The sequence below is a fragment of the Marinobacterium sp. xm-d-530 genome, from assembly GCF_013283365.1.
In the GTDB taxonomy this organism is placed as follows: Bacteria; Pseudomonadota; Gammaproteobacteria; order Pseudomonadales; family Balneatricaceae; genus Marinobacterium_E.
On the sequence record NZ_WBYM01000001.1, the window covers coordinates 337,162 to 357,087 of the forward strand.

A 19,926-nucleotide genomic window follows, 5' to 3' on the forward strand; every position below is an offset into this window, starting at 1 on the left:
TAGAGCTATGGCACGAGTAAGAACTTTGAAAAGGCTAGAACACATCTTAGATCCCAAAATAGATATCAAGCCCATCGTCAAAAATGAGATCTGTAGTGTCAGAGAAAGTCGTTAGATTATCCACCAAATCAGTGCTTAACAACTCAACATCATTAGATTGTGCATCAAATATTTGTGCAGTCTCTGTAACGGCATAATTTTCAAAAGGAAGGGAAAGGATATTCGATCCATCATCTAAACTCGATGATAAATAGCTCCCCAAATCAGCTGACACCTTCGCTTGTGTCAAAATGCTTTCATAATCAATTAAAAGATCTTCACTCTGCGGATAGATAGGATCACTCAACATAGACATCGATGATGCACCTAAATCAGCATCACTCGCTTGTGAAGTTACTTCGGAATCAGCCGCCACATCAGATGCGTCAGCTAATAAAGTATCTGCAGCATTCTCAACTACTTGTTCGGCAGGCGCGAAAATAGTGTCAATTAATGTATCAGCCGCCAAGTCAGTGAGAGAGGCTAACCCATCTCCGGTAATTTGAATTTGCGCCTCGCCCACACGAAATATTGTAGTCACATCATCGGATAAGTTTTCGACATCGAATACGACCTGCGTGGCCGCATGCAAATTCGCCACTGCCCCTGAGGCTAGATCAATTTCTATAGACTGAGCAACCGTTGGGTCAAAGATCAAATCAACAGTCGTCTCATCAACCTTTATATTCAAAACATCTGCATTCTGAAATAGAAGAGAACGACTAGTCGCTATTACATTGCTAGTTGGGCCATCAAGAACAGCATAATTGCCAAATCCATTTAATAGCGACAGCCCTCCTTCACTATCCAGCCAATCGTAATTTGGATTGCCTGCCAGTTGATGATCTAACTGAGATTTATCACCCAAAAGCTGCAGAAACAGTAAGGCATCACTTTTACTAGTCACACTAGAAAAGTCAGGAAAGACCAAATCATCTCCGAGGGAAGTGTAAATCATTGTTTGCCTAATAAATTGAAGTCTGATTAAGGTTACATGAGTAACCGAAACAATTGAAGAAGGACACCAAAACAAGATCACACTAATGGACTTGATAGAATGGAAATTAGTGCCATAATGTAGAAATTGATCCAAGAAGGATTTGTTACGTATTAAGTAACAGTAAAAGAGAATTCCAACATGGCTACTTACATTCAAAACCTAATTAATTCCGCACGCGTTGCTGCAAATGGCACTGCTTACGGAGACTATCTATCTGATAATTACTATGACAATTATGACTTAGCCGTTCTATATGGCTATGGTGGTTACGATTCGTTCGTTGGCGGTTCAGGTACAGATATTTTTGTAGGTGGCACTGGAGAGTCTGAGTGGTCAAACGAAATTCTCTACAGAAATGAATATGAAAACTATTCAAATAATGGCGTAGTCATATTCTCCGGAGGCGAAACGATTGACTGGGCCGGTAACATCGTCACCGAGGGGCCCACCAATCTGACATCGCCAGCAGGAGACCTATACTCTTTTTACTCCGAAGTTTGGGATGGTGATCTTTTTCCAAGCTACGCGTACTTTAACAATCTTCTTGATATGGGTTCGATGGGTTCCCTTAGCTACTTCACGATGAGCGATCTCGACAGTGTGGATGGCTTTGCAAGAGACACATCCGGCTCAGTCGACTTTTTTACAAATATAAACCAATTTTGGGGCACTGCGAGTGACGATGTTTTCTTTGGCGCACCAGACTCTGAATTTGTAGGTTTCAATCCTGAAGGCGGCAATGACATGGTGCTAGGAAGTAATTCTAGCACTTGGGAAAAACTCAATTTTAAGTCAATGACCGATGGCTCTGGAATAATCGTTGATGCCGACATGGGTATGGCGTTCAGTGAAGTGGGCAACACCCTTTTCAGTAATATAGAAGATTTTTCCGGCACGCAATATTCAGACCTTATGATAGCTAGCTACGCTACCTCTGCGTCTGGCTCGTCAAACTACGGCTCTCGCCTACAAGGTAACGATGGAAACGACTACCTATTCGGGGGACAAGAATGGGATGACATTGTTGGTGGTTTAGGAAGTGATTACATCGACTTTGGCACGGGCGAAGGCGGTAGACTGCAGTACGATATAGAACTATCTAGCAACGCTTCAATTGACAGGCTAAGCATAAGCATGAAGCCGGACAACTCTGGCTTCGCAATATACCTTGATAACACTCTCCTTGGTTCGATCGAGTTTTCTACAGCCAATCAATACGACATAAATAGCATCATTTCTGCGTTACATAACAATACAGAGATCCAAGACGCACAAGATTATGGTAGTTACGTCGGCTCTAATCTTGTCGACACAATCATGTCGCAGTCGAACAGCTATGGCACCACAGCAATTAACACCGCTTTAAAAACTACTGGCGACTTAAACTATTATCATTGGGACACATCTTCCCAAACAGATAACACTAGCTCAGTGAGCGATACCGTCTTTAACGCATCGGAAATAGCATTCAACTTACGAGATTCCAACGGCAATACAGTTGATAGACTTGTATTTGACGTGAACAACTCAGCACAAACCCTGACAGTACTGAATAGTGGCTTTTTAGATAGTCCTGTTTTCTATTGGACTCGCTGGGATGACTGGCGTCTAACAGGTACTGATTCCAGTGACACGATTATCTACGATGAATATGCAGCTACCGGGCCGAATGGTGAAAATCCAGACCTTACATGGGGCCGCGTAGACCCAGGTGCAGGTGATGATTTAGTTGATGTGTCTGCAAGCCAAAATGGCGTAGAAATCTTAAGCTCATCTGACAATGACACAATTATTGGCTCCCAAGACTGGTATGACCAACTTGTCTTTGATGCCTACAGCAACACCGCTGTAATCGTTAATGCCATAACTGGTGAAGTCACAGATGAATTCGGCAACACCGATTCTGTAGAAAATATCGATCAGTTCCGAATGACCGCCGGTGATGACATCATCTATGCTGCTCATGATACTGATGCAACAGGTATGGCCGGCAATGATACCTTTGTTGGCTCAACTGGCTGGACGAACGTTCGTTATGACCAGGAGCATTGGGATAACCCTAATCCACAAGGCGTTATTGTCAACTTCGGCCCGTCTACTCAATATATTTATGGTATAGATGAGAATGGGGATGTAACAGCAAGTTTCCTAGATTCGCATACAGCCCTGGATACCTTTGGCGACCTTGATACATTCATTGCTGGTGAGTTTGGAGAGTACTTCAAAAACATCCGCGGTTCGCGCTACGAGGATGACATTTTAATTGGTGGCGAAGACTACAACTCCATCCGCGGTGAAGGTGGATACGACATCATCGACGGCGGCATTGGTGGCGGTGAAACCAGCTACATGTGGTCAAGCGCACAAGACGATCTCCCCTCCTCGGGTATCATCGCAAACCTTACCGATATGTACATTTCAGTTGATGATGGCGGGACTCAGACCGGCTTCATCGGCGACTTCAATACCGTATTCCAAGGTAGTACAACTCCGGGCTACATGCTGGATACCAATAGCATCATCGACAACTACGGCTACACCGATGCGGTTCGCAACATCAACTACCTCGGCGCAACCGGATTTGACGATGTGCTGTTCGTCGAAAATCTTGGCGTGGTTGACCCGCGCTATGAGATCGCATGGTCTAGCGTAGATCCGGGTGCCGGACGAGACCTTATCATCGGTGGTGTGGACGTAAATACCGGCTACAGCAACGATGAAATCGCGATGAACCGTGTGAATTACAGTGCGGCGGATGATTTTTGGCGCTGGCAGTCCGAGTGGATTAACGAACAATTAAGCGAAGAAGGCAAACAGCCAATACCTGAACCTACCGGTATCTCTATTGATCTGGCCAACTCGAAGTTCACACTCTCATGGGATGGAACGAATACAACTTTCACTGATGCGCTAGCTAATTCCGGCATTACGGGCGCAGCAGAGTGGGCCGCTGGTGCAGGCGATGGCACCTTCTTTGCTGCCCAACAGTACTTTGACGCCTACACCTGGAACTCATGGAGTTCTTGGAACACCGCCATGGCACCTATTACGGCTGTAGCCTACGAAATTACGGACCCCTTCGGAGACACCGACTTAGTCTTCAACCTCTTCTCATTTGAGGGCACGGACTACGAAGACCAAATCTTCGGTGACGAAGAGCGCAACTACCTGCGAGGCCGCGAGGGTGATGACCTGTTACGCGGTGGCGAGGGAGACGACCGTCTCTCAGGTGACCAAGGCGACGACACCCTGTACGGTGACGAAGGCCGCGATGCCCTCTTTGGCCGTGACGGCTCCGATACACTCTACATGTCGGGCGAGTCAGAGATCGTTGGCGGTTCAGCGACCTCAGCGCTGAATGATGATGACGCGGCATACGGCGGCGCCGGTTACGATGTGGCCGTCTTTACTATCGCTGCCAGCGAACTCGCTAATGCAACAGCAATAACCGACGCCGGTCAGAGTGCCTTCGAGCAGTACTTTAATATCGAGAAACTCGATACCAACGTAGTTCAGGTAACGCGCCTGAATAGCGCAGGTGGCTCGTCAGACTCAGACCTCCTAGTTGGAATCAATGCGATCGAGCTTCGCGATGAAAATGGCACCCTTATTGAGACTCGCACTGCTGAATTCGCACAGCAAACCATTACCGGCGGTGGTGCAATTCTGCTCGGTGGCTCCGGTGCAGACGAAATCAAAGCCGATGGTGATGCCCGTCTGGTGACGCTGGGCGCCGGCAACGATGTCCTCTATGTGACTGGTACGAACGGATCGAACACCGATGAAGTGCTGACAGTAAGCTTGGGATCGGGAGCTGACCGCGTTGTCATCGATCGGGAGTTTAGTGGCCAGATCGTTCTCAGCTCGGTCAACGATAACACTCTGGATGCGACCCAAAACTTCGATCGCATCGACCTAGATGGGCGCGAAATTATCGATGTCCAGTTTGTACTCAGAGAAGAAGATGGCCAGCGTTACTTCGACACAGTAACGGTACTTGATGGTGGATCGACCATCACCATCGAGAAGGCGCTGAAAGAGACGATCGACTCAGGCACAGGCGAATCTTACTGGGAAAACTACAATACGGTAGATGGATTCAGAATCTGGTCGAAAGCGTTTTCGACTGAGCATGACTACGGCGATCGCCCGTATGAGGATTTCATCATCGGCGATCATTTCGCCAACACTGATGCAAAACTAACCATTGCCGATCTAGACGGCACCAACGTTCTCGACGGTTGGGAGCTTGATCGCGAGTACGATAACGACGGTCTGATCTTATTCGGTGATACCGGTGAAGATCTAATTTATGGATCTGCTAAAGGAGATCATCTATATGGTGGTACCGGCCATGACTACCTCAGCGGTGATTACGGCTCTGATCTTATTTACGGTGGCGAGGGTAACGACCTTCTCCAAGGCGGCAAAGGCAGCGATACATTAGTAGGTGGTTCGGGCTCTGATACCTACATCGTATCTACAGGCCAAAGCACTTTCCTCGACTTTTCAGATGGTTTCAATGGGTCCTTCCCAACAGCGACGTTGGTGAAATCGACCGTTGATGTCATCCAAGATGCGTCGGGTGATAACGATCGCATTTTCCTAGATTCGTTCGGAAAAGCGTTCACCTTTGATGGTTATCGTAACGAGGTGACGCTAGAGGACGGCGTACTCACGCTTAAAAACACCGTTGATAGCGCACTTGGCCAACAGTTCATCCTGTCACCTGGTACCGAAGACTTTAATTTCAGAACGACCCCTGTTAGCTACTATGGCATTGATTCCGCGGCTGTAGACTGGGATACCAATGGTTTCACCTGGGATGATGAGTCCTACTTTGACCTGTATGACATTGAGACCTATCCCGGGTTCGATGACATCGGCTCGAGCGATCAAGACACTCTTAAGGCTGCATTCCAGGCAGATCCAGACGGGTTCCTACAGAACCTGAAAGACGTTGCAAAGGGTGATATCACGCTGGCATCTGACGCAGCGACCTATAATCTGTACGCCGATTACGCAAGTAAACTTGAGTTCCTAAATTTATCGACCGGTCTAGGCAAAAACCTTGTCAATTCGGCTGATTTCGATGGAGCAACTTCTGGCTTTGCTATCGAGGGCTTTTACGAAGGCGCTGATTCGGTCGAGAGCATCCTTCTGCCAAACTACGATCTAATCACAGATCCAAATGTTGTGATGGCGCTGAAGCAGTACGAATCAGAGTTGATTGCCAAATATGATGAAGAGGGCCGACTCAACGAGAATGCACTGCTTGGCGAAGAACTTCTCGCCTTTGCTGTTGATAACGGCATGCTCTCGCAGTACACCCTCTCAGCGTCCGGTATTGCAGACCAGTCGTCTACAGACGGTTACTTCCTAGTAGCGAATAAAGACCGCGAGTCCGAACACGGTGTTGCCAACGAGGACGGTTCACTCTCCTACGCATTCATAAGCCGCGCATCGGATGGTAGCGCGCACATGGAGATCGGCCTTGTCGACACAGTTGATCTAGTGGAAGTATTTGTTGAGCCTGGCTATACACCTCCAGGCTCTATAACGAGTACTTACAACCTCTCCATGACGCCATTTAGCACCACGACAGCTAATACAGGAGACGAATTTACCGATCGGCAGAGCTTGTTCGTTCTGAAATCAGCACTAACCGAGTTGGGAATGCCTACCGATGAGAATGGCCAGCTTAGCGGGATCATCAGCGACATATCGCAGAATCAAATTCTTGATATGGGCCAAATTATCGCCGCATACGAATACGATGAAATTCTTGACTCGATTGGTTACTCAATATCCGACAACCACACACTCACCATCGGCGCCAAGGGTGATGATATCCTTTACGGAACCGACGGAGTCAGCAAAAATGGCCAAGACTCGCTTGATGACTTCCTGATCGGTAACGATGGCGACGACCGCATCGAGGCCGGTGCTGGCTATAACTTTGTTATGGGTGGTGCAGGCGACGATACTTTCGTAATCTACAACGAAAGCCAGAATACACGAATATTCGGTGACCACTTCTATCACAACGTCAACCAAGATGGCGAGTGGGACACCGCGGGTGTAAACGAGTCTGGCAGCAACGACCAAATACTGATCGACTTCAACCGTTCAGATGTTGAGCTGTTCGAGGTAGACAACGGTCGCTACGTCATGGTGTACGATCGCAACGGGGACACCACACCAACCATGGCTGAAGATCCTCAAGAGTTTAATGTGGATGACTACGACTGGCAGCGAGATAACACAAAGGACGACATCGTTGTCGAGATCAATAACGTTGAGAAACTGATTTTCGCCGATACGACGATTAATCTGCGGGGGCCGGAGGTTGTTGATCTATCGAATGTTAACGGGGCTGAAATTTCATATGCTGAGAGGAATATCGCGTTCAAGGTAGACGGCGATATGATCGAAGTCAATGCTAGCGTTACTGAGCAGATAGAGCTATCCAGAACATTCCTTTACGCAGAGATAAAGGGCGGAGTCTACGATGGCTACAGACATTATGACCCCAACTTCAATTACGCTTATAAGTGGGGCCAAGTATATAAGTACAACTACGAATTAGTGTACGACATCGAATATGAAGATATCACAACCGAAAGTGTACTTTGGCAGGGTGACCGCGCCTATGTCTCAGAGTTTCTTTTCAGCGACGAATCGGTAAGTGTTATTAACCTTGACCGAAAAGATATCAATTCAAATGATTTTTATACGCAAGACTCAGGCTCGATATTCACATCCGGTATCGAGATCGACTTGTCAGGCCATAATATAATATTTGGCACTGACGGCGATGATATTATCGATGCTGGTGAGGGCGATGATCTTATTCTTGGTGGAAGTGGAAATGATTACTTAGTCGGTGGTACAGGCACCAACGTCATCCTAGGCGGATCGGGTAACGATGTATTGAAAGCTTATGATGGTGACCTCACGGGACTTATCAGCGAAAACATTATGATTGGAGGAGCGGGCGTCGATCAGATCGAGACTTCATCAGCAGTCGACATAGCTGCAACTGATGCTATAGATGTTAGCGGGGATGGTGTTTTCAACGATGTCGATATCACGTTGATTAATACGATTGCCGACGAGGATCTGTTGAATAAGCTGTTTGAAGACGACGAATGGAGCTGATTAATGATATCGGGTAGGGCGACCCACATCGTCCTACCCGACAAGATTGACGCATAGGTTGCGATGAACGAACGAGATTCTATTTATTACCAGTGAATTTATGGGTAGTGACCTCCCCTTGGGCTGTTACATCTTCACGTTTCAAAACCTTTATAGCAGTGAGCCAGAGTATTTTTAAGTCTAATAGAAAGCTCTGATTCTCAACGTACCAGACATCAAGTTCGAACTTCTGTTCCCACGAGATAGCATTGCGACCGTTGACCTGAGCCCACCCAGTAACACCGGGGCGGACGTCGTGACGCCGCGCCTGACGGGAATCATAAAGCGGCAAGTACTCCACCAGCAGTGGGCGAGGGCCGACAAGACTCATATCCCCTCGGATTACGTTCCACACCTCTGGTAACTCATCCAAGCTGGTGGATCTAAGCAGACGCCCAAACTTCCCCAAACGCTGCGCATCTGGCAACGGGTTACCTTCAGAGTCAAACGCATCTCGCATAGACCTGAACTTATACATTGTGAAGATTCGACCATGAAGACCCGGCCTTTGCTGTTTGAAGAAAACGGGTCGACCAAGCACAAGGGCTACTAAAATGTAGATCACTACAAATATTGGGAGTAGCAGCAACGCAACAAACAAGGCGGTAAGCAAGTCGAAAGATCTCTTAAGCATCAGGTATACCTTTAAACAGAAATTCTTCCATTTGCTCGCCAAGATCAATGTAATTGAATTGCTTCAGAGCAAAAGCCTTCCCTCGCTCGCCCATTTCCTGTAACTCCTGCCTAGCCATTTGAGAGGCCGCCGCTATGGCCTCAGCCAAGCGGTCAGCACTTCCGGCGGGAACGGTAAACCCAGCACCCGATTGGCCAATAAAGTCACACGCACCCGAGTAAGCGTGTATTACGGGTGTACCAGACATTAGATATTCGGGTATCTTGTTTGCTGCAACACCGAATCGATAGATGGGCTCATCTCGCCAACCTATGTAACAGAGGTCGAACAGCTTCAGAATCGAGGGGACCTCGGCCTTAGGCACAGGGTCTAAAATGACTACTGACTCTAGCCCATTATCTGCAACAAACCGTTCTAACGCGCCACGTTCGTTTCCCCTACCGACCAGTACGAATGCTAAATGCTTATTGGCTCGCAATTTAAGCGCCGCATCTAACAGTACATCCATAGCATTAGCAGCGCCAAGAGTTCCTACATAACCAATAACAAACTTATCTTTGGGTATTGCCGCTCGCAATCTTTGCGAAGCATTAGAAGTGTCAAATTCGGCTACGGAAATGCCATTAGGAATCCAGCGAAACTCAACTTTCTTTTCGCATTCGCTGACAATATGAGCCTCTGCATTTGGGAGGTTCGAAACTAAGGAGTCACTACTACGATAGGCCTTCCGTTCGATGTATCCCATCAATACTACGAGCGGGTTGTAGACCGAAAGCCCCCCCAACTCTATGAGGGTTAGAGGCCAGATATCACGAATTTCAAAGACTAATTTAGCACCATATCTTCGCGCCAAGCGCCGCGCCGCTAAGAAGCCGATTGGTGAAGGAGAGGAATACAAAACAACATCAGGCCTCTCTCCAGCCACTGCTGGCACTTTCAAGACCTGCCAAGAAAAAACAAACCAATTGAGTATCCTTTTGACACTGCGCGCTTCAGCATTTTTAAGGCATTTGAGCCAAGTGTATTTTGCGGCCCCCTCATCAGTAACTTTGTAGTCGCCGACCACCGGAACGGGTGACCTTAAAAGATGATTTGCAGCCGACGCTATGACTCGCACATTCACTCCCTGCGACGCCATCTGCTGCCCAAGGTAGTAGTGCCTGCCACCCATCCCAATGAGTGGAGTGGATGCATACTGATTAATAATCCATAGGGTTCTGCTTCGGGCCCGATCCGTTGAAGGTTGAAACGCCTCTTCAGAGTCCAACGTATAAGGCGCTATTTGCGCGGATCGGTAACCCCGCCCCTCATAAGAAAGGGTCAGGATTTGGTGGAGTTTTTCAAACAGAATATCTCGACCGAAGTATTTCTCAGCAAGAAATTCTGCCTGCTCCGAAGCCTTCATCAACCACTCATTGTCATTCATTCGCTCGTGAATTAGCTCTGCGGCTTCATCAATCGGCATGCGCCAAGTCGAGAGACCACAGGTACTCCGGGCGACGAGCTCGTGCATCCACCCCCCGTGATTTACAAGAACCGGTTTCTTCGCAGCCAATGAATCAAAGAACTTATTTGCCGAATTGGCCCTAGCCTCAGGCAAATCGATAACAATATTAGATGCCATCGTGCAGACGCGATACAAAGATGCTATTTGATATTTATCAACAGGGGCAATAAATCGAATATATTCATTTAGTACACCAGATTTCCGTGCTAGATCAATACACTGGAGTTTCTCGCGACCATCCCCTACAACCAATATACGTACATTGGACTCCATCTTTTTCAGTTGAAAAGCAACATCCACCAGGTACTCAAGACCATTAACCTTTCCCAAGGTGCCCGTATAGAGGAGCAGAGGTACAGACTGCCAATCCTTGGGTACGCAATTACTTTCGGATTCGGCCTCAGCAAATAGTTCGATGTCACAACTATTTGGTATCACTGCCACTTTGTTTGGATTAGTGCCTGCACGTATAACGCCATCTCTCATACCCGGGGATAGAGCTATGATTGATTCGCTACAGCGATAAGCTAGCTTTTCTAGGCCTTTTGCAAGAAGCTGCATAACAGGGTTTCGCAACGCGCCTATGGCTATTGGCATTTCGGGCCAGAGGTCCCTAACCTCAAATACAAACGGCCGATATTTCCCAAACCCAGATGCCAGGAGACCGGGTACAGCGATTGAAAGCGGTGTACTGGTTGCGAAGACAAGATCAGCCCCAATTCTTAGCGATCTAAATGATGATGCCAGCGCAAATCTTACAAAAACCAGCATACGGGCTAAATAACTGAGGTGGTTGGAATAGGCCAAGGGGTACCAATGAACGTTTATTCCGGACTCATCGGTGCGGCGCCAACCTTGTGCTACCGTTGCTTTCGCATCCCTGTCAGTCGTGAGGATATGGACTTCATGACCTTTTGCCACTAAGCGTTTGGCAAACTCATAAGAACGGGTACTTCCTCCCATGCTAGGAGTATTGAAGTACTGGTGTAGATAAACAATTTTCAATTTAGCAGGTCTTGATAAAGTGCAAGGAGTTTCTCTTGTTCTACACCCCAGTTAAATCGGGTCTCAACTGCTCGCCGACCCGCAAGCCCCATTGCACGACTCATCTCCGGGTTAGCGATGGCTCTATCTATAGCGTCAGCAATTTCATGAGGCTTTAAAGGGTCAACAAAGTAGGCGCACTCCACTCCCTCAAGCAAGGTCCGCCAATACTTAAAATCAGAGGCAATCACAGGCAATCCAGCAGCCATATACTCGAACATTTTGACCGGCACCGACTCCACATAGCTCGGAGTCGGCCGCAGCGTTACCAAACCTGCAGAAGAGCGTTCCATAACTTCGGCAACCTCATCTCTATTGAGGAAACCAAGTTCATCAACCTGCTGCCAGCCCGGATCCGCCCTACACTGCTGTTCACAGTCATTTTCTGCAAACCGGCCACCCAGCAATAAACGTGCACCAGACTTCGAGATAGAGAGTGCCTGCACAAGCTCAGCAATACCCCTAGTTGCCGTCATCGCGCCGACATAACACACATTTGAGCCACAACAACCATTCCCCTCTGCGGCCACATCTGAATCTAACTGAGAGTTAAATTCCTGAAGCGCGGGATAGTTATTGACGGTTACAACCTTGGGATGGAATCCTGAAAACTTCCGTTCTATAAGCTCCGTGGCTGACACAACGGCTGTAAAACGTTTCACCAATACTGATTCTACAAATGCATAGACCTTTGAGAGAACAACCCGAAGAGACGGCGCTATGTAGTGCTTTGAAAGAATCTGTTTGGGCACATCTTCATGCGAATCGAAAATAACTTGATGCCCCAGAGCCCGGAGTAAAAATCCGACCAGCAAGAGTTCCGGGTCATGAATATGATACAGATCAGCGTTCAGTTTACGCGCTTTACGATACACACGTGGAACTGTTCGCAAAAGCCGAGACAGCCGCCCGTGCAGCCTGCCAACATCGATAACCTGGACCGACGCAACGTTCTCATCACCCAGTCCATCGGCAACAACTAGACTTACTGCGTATCCCGCCTCGGCCAGAGTGCAGCACTCCTTGACGAAAATACGCGTATCCCTCCGCGGATGTACGCTAGTCAGATGGGCAATACTATACATCTGCCTTCTGCCCTGTACCTATTGGCCGAACATCGTGATAAGCAAGCCCCAACAGCACTGCAAAGATAGCGCCTGAATAAGAAACAAATATAAACTCGGAACCGAAGCCAAACACAAAACCAAAAGCCAAGACTACGATCATGAGAGGCCGAACAAAATACTGATTATCACGCTTGAAAATTGGTTTAGTACTTACAGTAAACCAAATCAACCATAGGAAAAAGCCGACGATGCCCCACTCGAAAATTAGACGGCCGTACAGTTGATCAAAGCCCAAAAGTGACGTCTTGCCATACTCCAGCGCCTTAAGGTAGGAATCTGCGCCAGGTCCATTGCCGAAAAGGGTGCAGAACACTGAATCACAAGAGCCTGTGAACGAAGCATCCATTTTATCCAATCGATAAGCCAGCTTCCGTGGAAGATGACCAATGCGCCAGAAAAAGCCGGCCAGACGTTCCCAAAAAACCACTCCGAAAAAAACGATCACTGCGAAGATATATCTTGAAAATTTAATCTTTGGAAACGGTAATCTGAATAGCGCCCAAGCTACTATACCCGCTAGGAACGCCCCTAAAAACGCCACTGTCGCGGAGATGGTTAATGTCCACAACGCGAGTAACGCCGCTATAATACCGATAAAACCCACTTTCCAATCAGAGCGGAGAACCGAGAAGAAAAGAAAATATATACTCACTGAGGCGAGCATAAATCCAGTGATGGCAGGCGCATGGGTTCCCAACAGACTTACGGGGCTATATGCATTAACTACTGTAACCTCGAATACTACCCGGTAGACTGAGGTCGCAAGCGCAGCGAGTACACCTATCGTAATCCCGAAACGCACCCACCTAGATAAACTTAGGTTAATAAAACGCCGATAAAATTCAAAAACCACAACGAAAGCTACCGCTCTGGCGCCTAAAACGGCAACAAAGAAGTAATCATTAATCTGAGAAATTACACTGACAACACCGACTACCATGCCATAACCGCAAAGTAAGACGGAGGGCAACAGTGTGCGAAAGCTTTTTCGCTTTGCGACGTAATAAAGTATAAAGGGAAGCAGAAAATCTGCATACATTATCCCCCTATACGGCGAAGTACCAGACACCACTAGTAAGGGATAGAGCACAGCGACTAACCGTATACAATCCGTTCCTCGGATAAACTCTGACGGGCCAGATGGCCAGCCGACCGCATTTGATCTAAACATGCTGAGTATATAATTTCGGTATGGAGTTGATCACTTTAATGACGTGTTCAAAATCCATATCCAAGGTATCAAGATACCACCGTATATTCTGATAACGCGGACGATTCTCTATCTCTACTAACCTGAGCGCCTCATCTCTACTCAATTGGCCTTCACGGATTTGGTTGCTACGAAAAGTGTCATGCTCAGTAAAACCAGCAACTGTGTAGTAAATATAGTTGTACAGTGCGGCTGTGCCATCCCCTATACGCCAGGTAGTCGTTGTATCAGGCGCCTTTTCCCAGTCGTATTGATTCAATAGAGTGTCGTCAATAATCGACTCATCCCAACGCCAATAGTCAAAAATGTGGTAGTAGTCCTTCTTCTCTGTAAAGCTGCGGAAATATTCTCCCGAAAGCGTATCGAACAAAGAACGATTGAAGTATCCAGGGCTCTCCAGCATGGCCTTCGTACGCTGATAATGGTAACGAAGTTGCTTTGCTATACCATGCGAATAGACATTCTTCTCCTCAAAATCTGGTGGTATCCCAAGGAAACCCGTTTTGAAGTGCGTAACCTCAAGAGGATTAACTCCCCAAAGATTAAGCTGAACACCGGTCTGCTTTTTTACAGTTTCAACATGACGGAAAAAGTGCTTATCACCGGCGGTCAGCATAGCCATCATCCCTAGGTGAGGGGACTTTAGCCACGCTTCAAGATTCAATCGAATATTTCGACGTTTCTTGCCTATATCGGCAGCGATGATGATATTTTCGACACCTAGTTTGGAACACATACGACTGATATTACGACGCCCCAAATCAGTCACCATACCCCAATCATAGGTATACGTAACAGGCGCCATCTTTAGCTCTTCTACGATAAGATGCAATCCGTAACAACTATCTCGCCCTCCAGAGAAAGGCACTATACAGTCGATACCGGATTCCTTTCGATAGGGCTTAACTAAGTCAAAAAGTTCGCTCTTAGGCTTAGGAACATTTCGCAGCTTGTAGCTGTTGCAATAATTACACACTCCATTCGCGTCAAAACTGATGAACGGCATAGTTTCAGGGAGAATACAGCGGCTACATCTTTTAACTTCTGCCGGCTCATAACTCAGCATTTTCTCTTGAGACGAGAAAGCCTGGAACTTAGGAATAAGGTTACGCTGCACTCGATCAAACTCATTTACCCTAACCTCCCCTTTGACAGGGTGAAAATCGAATACTCGACCATCTTCCCTAATCTGGGAGATATTCTCACAGCCAATTTCGGTCAATGGGAACCGCTCAGATGAAAAATAAGAGTCTTCTGATTTGGTGCCTACATAAAGGCTGCCATTATTAGAAAATACAACTCCAAGCCCCAATTTCGGCAGAAGGACTGCGGCAGATACAACACCATCGCAAGCTTCCAAAACCGTCTTTGGAATATTTTCGACAGTCCCTCCCTTAGCAAGGAGATCCTCCACAATGGCCGCGATTACTTCCGAATCAATTTCTAGATTTCGTTCTAATCCTGTGCTCGCCCACAAATCAGCATCGTTCACAATAATGCCGTTGTGAACCACTATGATATCGTGTCGTACGACCGGTTGATTATCAGCTGACCCATTTGTCATAAGCCGACTGTGACCAACAATAACCTGGTCCTTTTGCGACAATGAAACTTCCCTGAACAGCTTCCTGATATCAAAATCAGCCTTAAATACCTTACAGTCTGTTCCTATGCCTACTAATCCACTCGAATCTCTTCCCCGTTGCCTGGCATGATTCGCAAGAACCCTAACATCGCTTTGCGAGGCTCTTGCTTTTGAGAAAACACCAAATATTCCGCACATAACTAACCTTCAATAACCTGATTGTATAGTGATATCAACTTGCGCTCTTGTGCACCCCAGGACAGTTCGTCTAGGTTAATAGGTTGAGGAGAGAATTCGATAAGACCGCTTTCAAATTTTCCTATTCCGTCGGATATGGATGACACCGATAAATCAACACAAACACCCAGGCTGTAATCCCCCACCAACTCAGCTATATCCGGAAAATTACTCGCCAGCACGGGAATTCCAGAAAAAGCGTATTCAAATAATTTGTTAGGTAAGCAATAGTAATCGCTTAGAGAAACATTCTGAATCAGACACAACCCAACATCAGCAGATCGAGCAACTTCAACGACGCGACTGTGCTCAACTGGATCATGCACATGTATATTCGCACTCTTCGAAGCGATCAACTTGATACGCTCAGAGTACTCACCACCTCCGAGGAAAACCAAATGAGAGCTTGGATGATCCTCGAATGCCTCAAGAACCAAGTCTAAACCCCTACCTCTCATTAAAAGCCCGACGTAAATGAACAAAGTTGCATCGCGTGGTATCGAAAACTTGTCCCTCAAGTATTGTTTATCGGAAGTTGCGTTGTCGCTGTAAACAGGGGAATTCATCACTACAGTGCTTAGCTTAGAGCCGATGTTGGTCTGATACCATGTATCAATTGAGGGACTTACGACAACCAATCCGTCAACAGCCGACCAAAACCAACGTTCAAGGCGATAAATTAGACGCCCTTTGAATTCAGACAGACCATTCCGATTCGATTCCAATTCGTGAGCGTCATAAACTAGCTTGTATCGAAAGGCGAATTTAAATAAGTATGCTAATGGAAGCATAATAAAATCATTACAGTGAACCACATCAGGACGCACTTTCCTTACCAGTGGAAAAACCCTCAGCACTATTTCTAAGTAAATAACTAAGGCTCGAATACCTTTAGGTATATACCTGTACCTCCTTGACTTAACACGAATGCTCGTAATATCAAGTGCAGATGATTTATGACTTTTTGGTGATTCATCCTCTAGCCCGACTCCTGAAACAACAAACCCGTTACGCGCGGCGGCTCCCATTTCCTTTAATATTCTCGAATCGACTCTGATATCAGAATGACTCAAGTGCAATAGACGATTAGCGTTCATATAAACCTTTTTTAAAAACCAAAAACTATCTCAGAAACCGCTTTACTTTTGATATAACCGGGTAAGAATTAAGCATTTTCTTGATTCTAACCTTATTCCAAAAAAAATAAGAAGCTAACCCACTCTCTGCTGCATGGCGTTTTGATAGAACTAAGTCGTTTCTGCTAACAGAAAGTGATCTGGAAGCCAAATTAGCTTTGTCCCAAGCTAGCTCAGCAATCTCAGCCACAATGGTTGATCTTAGCAACCTATTTTCAGAAAGTATTTTTTCTTTAAAAGAGCTACCAATCTTAGCTACCAATTTATCATCTGACATATACTGAAAGACTTCTCGCAGGTTACCGCAATCCTCCTCAAGCGGGATAAAGTCAACATACGGTTCCATCAAACCAGAATAACTACCTGGCGTAGCTAACTGAATCGTTTCCGCCAAACCTGACTCAATGTTCCGCGGAGAAATCGCCGTAAAGACGACCTGTTTATCTACACCGGCATAACAATTCTCGGACGCCTCTGAATAACTGGCTAGTGGGTACTTTTCGACGCAACGCCTGTAATCGCCGTAGGGGTCTAAAAGGCTACTCCCCGATGGAGTGACAATACAAAATTTCGAGTTCATGAGAAACTCGTGCCAGCGCGCTCCCGGTATAGTGTCGGAGGTACGATTTGAAATATCTATTACCAATTGGTGATCTAGCTTGTCCGATTCAGCCTTAAATCTATCAGCTATTGCATATTTAAGGTTCCGTAAATGGCAGCGATTGGCACTGCTACTGTGCGTGCGATATGAAATGTCAATAGACCGTTCAGTCGAGGGTCTGACAGACTTCCACTGTTCTACCCAAGTTTCGTCGATATAACCTGTGTAACCTAACCTGAGAGAGGCTTTTTGGCTAGATTTCGGATACAGTAAATCCCAGTTTTCCGGACACACTGGGTATATGTAATCCACTTGCCAGTCGAACAGCCAACTATCAAGGATCGCCGAAGAATCATAATCATCTTGTGGTAAAGCAACCTTGCACGCGTCTGAAGCCCTTATAAAATCATAAACTGATTTCGTATGTTCCAAACGCTGAGGTAAATGGCGATCACACAAAAATGTCGGGCCTAAAATGATCAAATGGTAGTCGATATCCTTAGCGTACTCGGGGAATGGGATATCTGCATCGTGAACAATACAATTATGTTCAGGCAAGCACTCTTTAAACATGAACTCGAGAGATCTTACGGCCTCCCTGTAATTCAATGGATCACCCATTCTATGTAGGCTTAGGATATTCAATTCAATTCAATTCCGTGTGTAAAGCAACAATTTGCTACAGATTCAGTGGGCTAGGCCGAGCCAATAGGCCTCTCGATCATGGAAAGCTTCATACCAAAGCTCAAGTGAGAGTAGAGCCCAAACTTTGCGGGAGAAACGGTTATCACTTTCAATTGAGTTTATAAGATTTTGCTGATTGAAGTATGGTCGCTTTTTATCTGCTAGCGCTCGAATCTTTTCGGTTATAAAGCCGCTCAACTCCCCTTTCATCCAATCATTCAAAGGCACTGGGAATCCCATTTTATCTCTGCGCTCTATAATTTCTCGCGGTATCTCATTAGAAAACGTGGTTTTCAAAACCTCTTTCTGTTTTCCAGCCTTAAATTTGATATCAGCAGGGATGGTCGCAGCAAATTCAACAAGCTTGTGGTCGAGAAACGGAACTCGGGTTTCTATGCCATGCGCCATGCTCATTCTATCTTCCACCTGCAACAGCGCCGGCAATAAACACTTGAAGTCGAAATGAGTCATTTTATCAAAGTACGCGTCGTCCCCAGCATTCCTAGCGCCATGAAAAACGTCGGTAAAATCTTTAAAAACTCTGCTTTTATCCAACGCGTCCCAATCTATCAGATCTTCCATATCGGACGAACGATCAATTAGGTTGAAGTAACGCTTATCCATGTCATCGAAGAGCCCCGAACTCCAAAATTGACGTATCATCGGCTTGTACTCTCTGAGCAATCCGAGATTTGGAATAATCGATTCCAAAGTTACAACGTAGTTACCGTCTTTGTAGGTACCATCAATAGCGGCTTTTAAGCATTGTTCTAAATACGCCACTAGATAGCGTGCATAACCACCGAAAATCTCATCCCCCCCCTGTCCACCCAAAACAACCTTCACATGTTCAGAGGCCAGTTTAGAGACCATGTACTGTGCAAATGAGCCCGGACCCGCAACAGGAAAATCCAAATGGTATATAACGTCAGCTATGTGGTCAGTAAAGTCTCCTGCGCCTATGTCGACAACCTTAAGTTCACCGCCAGCATCGCGAGCTGCGACCTCAGCATAATAACTTTCATCAAAGCCTTCAGGTTCCAAGAAACGTCCATGAAAGCCAAACGGTGAGGAAGAGTCATTTCCTTGGGAGAGCTTATATATGAGACTGGAGTCAACCCCCCCCGAAACATAGCTCCCCACAGGCACATCACTAACACCATGTTGCTGAACAGAGTCAATCAAAAGTTCCCTAACGTGCCTTTCAAAGTACTCCGCAGAATGGTCGAAATCAATACTGTAATCTACATCCCAGTACCGCCACTTTTCTATCTCTCCACGACATATTTTCAGTGCGTGCCCAGGCAAAAGCTGATAAACACCCTCAAAAAGAGTCTCTTCGCCAATCGTGTATTGAAAAGTGAGGTATTCCGCGAACGCCTTTTTATTCGTGGCTATTTTAGGCAGAAATGGTAGCAGCGCTTTTGCCTCTGATGCGAAGTAAAACACTCCTTTCTGGACAGTATAATAGAAAGGTTTTATTCCAAATCGATCACGCGCACAGAATAATAAATCGTTGCTAGGATCGACTATCGCGAAGCTAAACATGCCTCTGAGATCATCAAGACACTTCATTCCAACTTGGTCGTAAGCAGCCAAAATCACCTCAGTATCAGACTGACTCGTGAAAGTGTATATATCTGATAATTCGGCGCGTATGGAGTTATGGTTGTATATTTCACCGTTGTACGCTATCACCGTACCCTGTTTGCTAACCATCGGTTGATGGCCATGCTCACTCAAATCAATCACACTTAATCGGCGATGCGCTAAGCCGCGCGACTTACTAGGTTCTAGCCAAATACCACCATCATCAGGCCCCCTGTGAGCAATCAGGTCACTCATCACTTTTAAGTTATGCTCAAGATTTTCGATACGCGACCGATTGATACTATACTGCCCAGCAATACCACACATACGAC

General features: G+C 46.4%; 10 protein-coding genes. 1 reads left to right on the plus strand and 9 read right to left on the minus strand.

Translation table 11 applies throughout. The features are described from left to right. Positions 1-46: 46 nt before the first annotated feature. The gene (locus XMD530_RS01860) at positions 47-997 is read right to left on the minus strand and encodes a hypothetical protein (protein WP_173506626.1); all 951 of its coding nucleotides are present in this window, start codon (positions 995-997) and stop codon (positions 47-49) included. A gap of 180 nt (positions 998-1,177) precedes the next feature. Between XMD530_RS01860 and XMD530_RS01865 the strand changes: the two genes are divergently transcribed. Then, a complete protein-coding gene (locus XMD530_RS01865; RefSeq protein WP_173506627.1) occupies positions 1,178-8,200 on the plus strand; it encodes a calcium-binding protein in 7,023 nt (2,340 codons plus the stop codon). 79 nt (positions 8,201-8,279) lie between these two features. Here the strand turns inward: XMD530_RS01865 and XMD530_RS01870 are convergent, their stop codons facing one another. The 8 genes from XMD530_RS01870 to asnB all read right to left on the minus strand — a co-directional run bounded on the left by XMD530_RS01870 (position 8,280) and on the right by asnB (position 19,921). Next, the gene (locus XMD530_RS01870) at positions 8,280-8,873 is read right to left on the minus strand and encodes a sugar transferase (RefSeq protein WP_173506628.1); all 594 of its coding nucleotides are present in this window, start codon (positions 8,871-8,873) and stop codon (positions 8,280-8,282) included. After that, complete coding sequence (locus XMD530_RS01875; RefSeq protein WP_173506629.1) at positions 8,866-11,385, minus strand: glycosyltransferase family 4 protein; 2,520 nt, start codon at positions 11,383-11,385, stop codon at positions 8,866-8,868. Before XMD530_RS01875 ends, XMD530_RS01870 begins: the two co-directional genes overlap by 8 nt. Continuing rightward, positions 11,382-12,509 (minus strand): glycosyltransferase family 4 protein, encoded by a 1,128-nt coding sequence (locus XMD530_RS01880; protein ID WP_173506630.1) that lies wholly within the window; start codon positions 12,507-12,509, stop codon positions 11,382-11,384. The genes XMD530_RS01875 and XMD530_RS01880 overlap by 4 nt, the downstream gene beginning before the upstream one ends. Further along, entirely contained in the window at positions 12,502-13,590 is a 1,089-nt protein-coding gene (locus tag XMD530_RS01885) for a hypothetical protein (protein ID WP_173506631.1), read from the minus strand. Before XMD530_RS01885 ends, XMD530_RS01880 begins: the two co-directional genes overlap by 8 nt. Positions 13,591-13,714: 124 nt before the next feature. Next, positions 13,715-15,544, minus strand: coding sequence for a glucosamine 6-phosphate synthetase (locus XMD530_RS01890; protein WP_173506632.1), 1,830 nt, complete (start codon positions 15,542-15,544; stop codon positions 13,715-13,717). Between the two features lie 2 nt (positions 15,545-15,546). Beyond that, entirely contained in the window at positions 15,547-16,680 is a 1,134-nt protein-coding gene (locus tag XMD530_RS01895) for a glycosyltransferase (RefSeq protein ID WP_173506633.1), read from the minus strand. Positions 16,681-16,705: 25 nt separating this feature from the next. Further along, a complete protein-coding gene (locus tag XMD530_RS01900; protein ID WP_173506634.1) occupies positions 16,706-17,893 on the minus strand; it encodes a hypothetical protein in 1,188 nt (395 codons plus the stop codon). Between the two features lie 114 nt (positions 17,894-18,007). Next, complete coding sequence (gene asnB, locus XMD530_RS01905) at positions 18,008-19,921, minus strand: asparagine synthase (glutamine-hydrolyzing) (protein WP_173506635.1); 1,914 nt, start codon at positions 19,919-19,921, stop codon at positions 18,008-18,010. Positions 19,922-19,926: the final 5 nt, after the last annotated feature.

Coding starts and splice junctions, on each gene's coding strand:
- XMD530_RS01860 (WP_173506626.1), bottom strand. CDS start 997: ATGATTTACACTTCCCTCGGAGATGATTTGGTCTTTCCTGACTTTTCT.
- XMD530_RS01865 (WP_173506627.1), top strand. CDS start 1,178: ATGGCTACTTACATTCAAAACCTAATTAATTCCGCACGCGTTGCTGCA.
- XMD530_RS01870 (WP_173506628.1), bottom strand. CDS start 8,873: ATGCTTAAGAGATCTTTCGACTTGCTTACCGCCTTGTTTGTTGCGTTG.
- XMD530_RS01880 (WP_173506630.1), bottom strand. CDS start 12,509: ATGTATAGTATTGCCCATCTGACTAGCGTACATCCGCGGAGGGATACG.
- XMD530_RS01885 (WP_173506631.1), bottom strand. CDS start 13,590: ATGTATGCAGATTTTCTGCTTCCCTTTATACTTTATTACGTCGCAAAG.
- XMD530_RS01890 (WP_173506632.1), bottom strand. CDS start 15,544: ATGTGCGGAATATTTGGTGTTTTCTCAAAAGCAAGAGCCTCGCAAAGC.
- XMD530_RS01895 (WP_173506633.1), bottom strand. CDS start 16,680: ATGAACGCTAATCGTCTATTGCACTTGAGTCATTCTGATATCAGAGTC.
- XMD530_RS01900 (WP_173506634.1), bottom strand. CDS start 17,893: ATGTTTAAAGAGTGCTTGCCTGAACATAATTGTATTGTTCACGATGCA.
- asnB (WP_173506635.1), bottom strand. CDS start 19,921: ATGTGTGGTATTGCTGGGCAGTATAGTATCAATCGGTCGCGTATCGAA.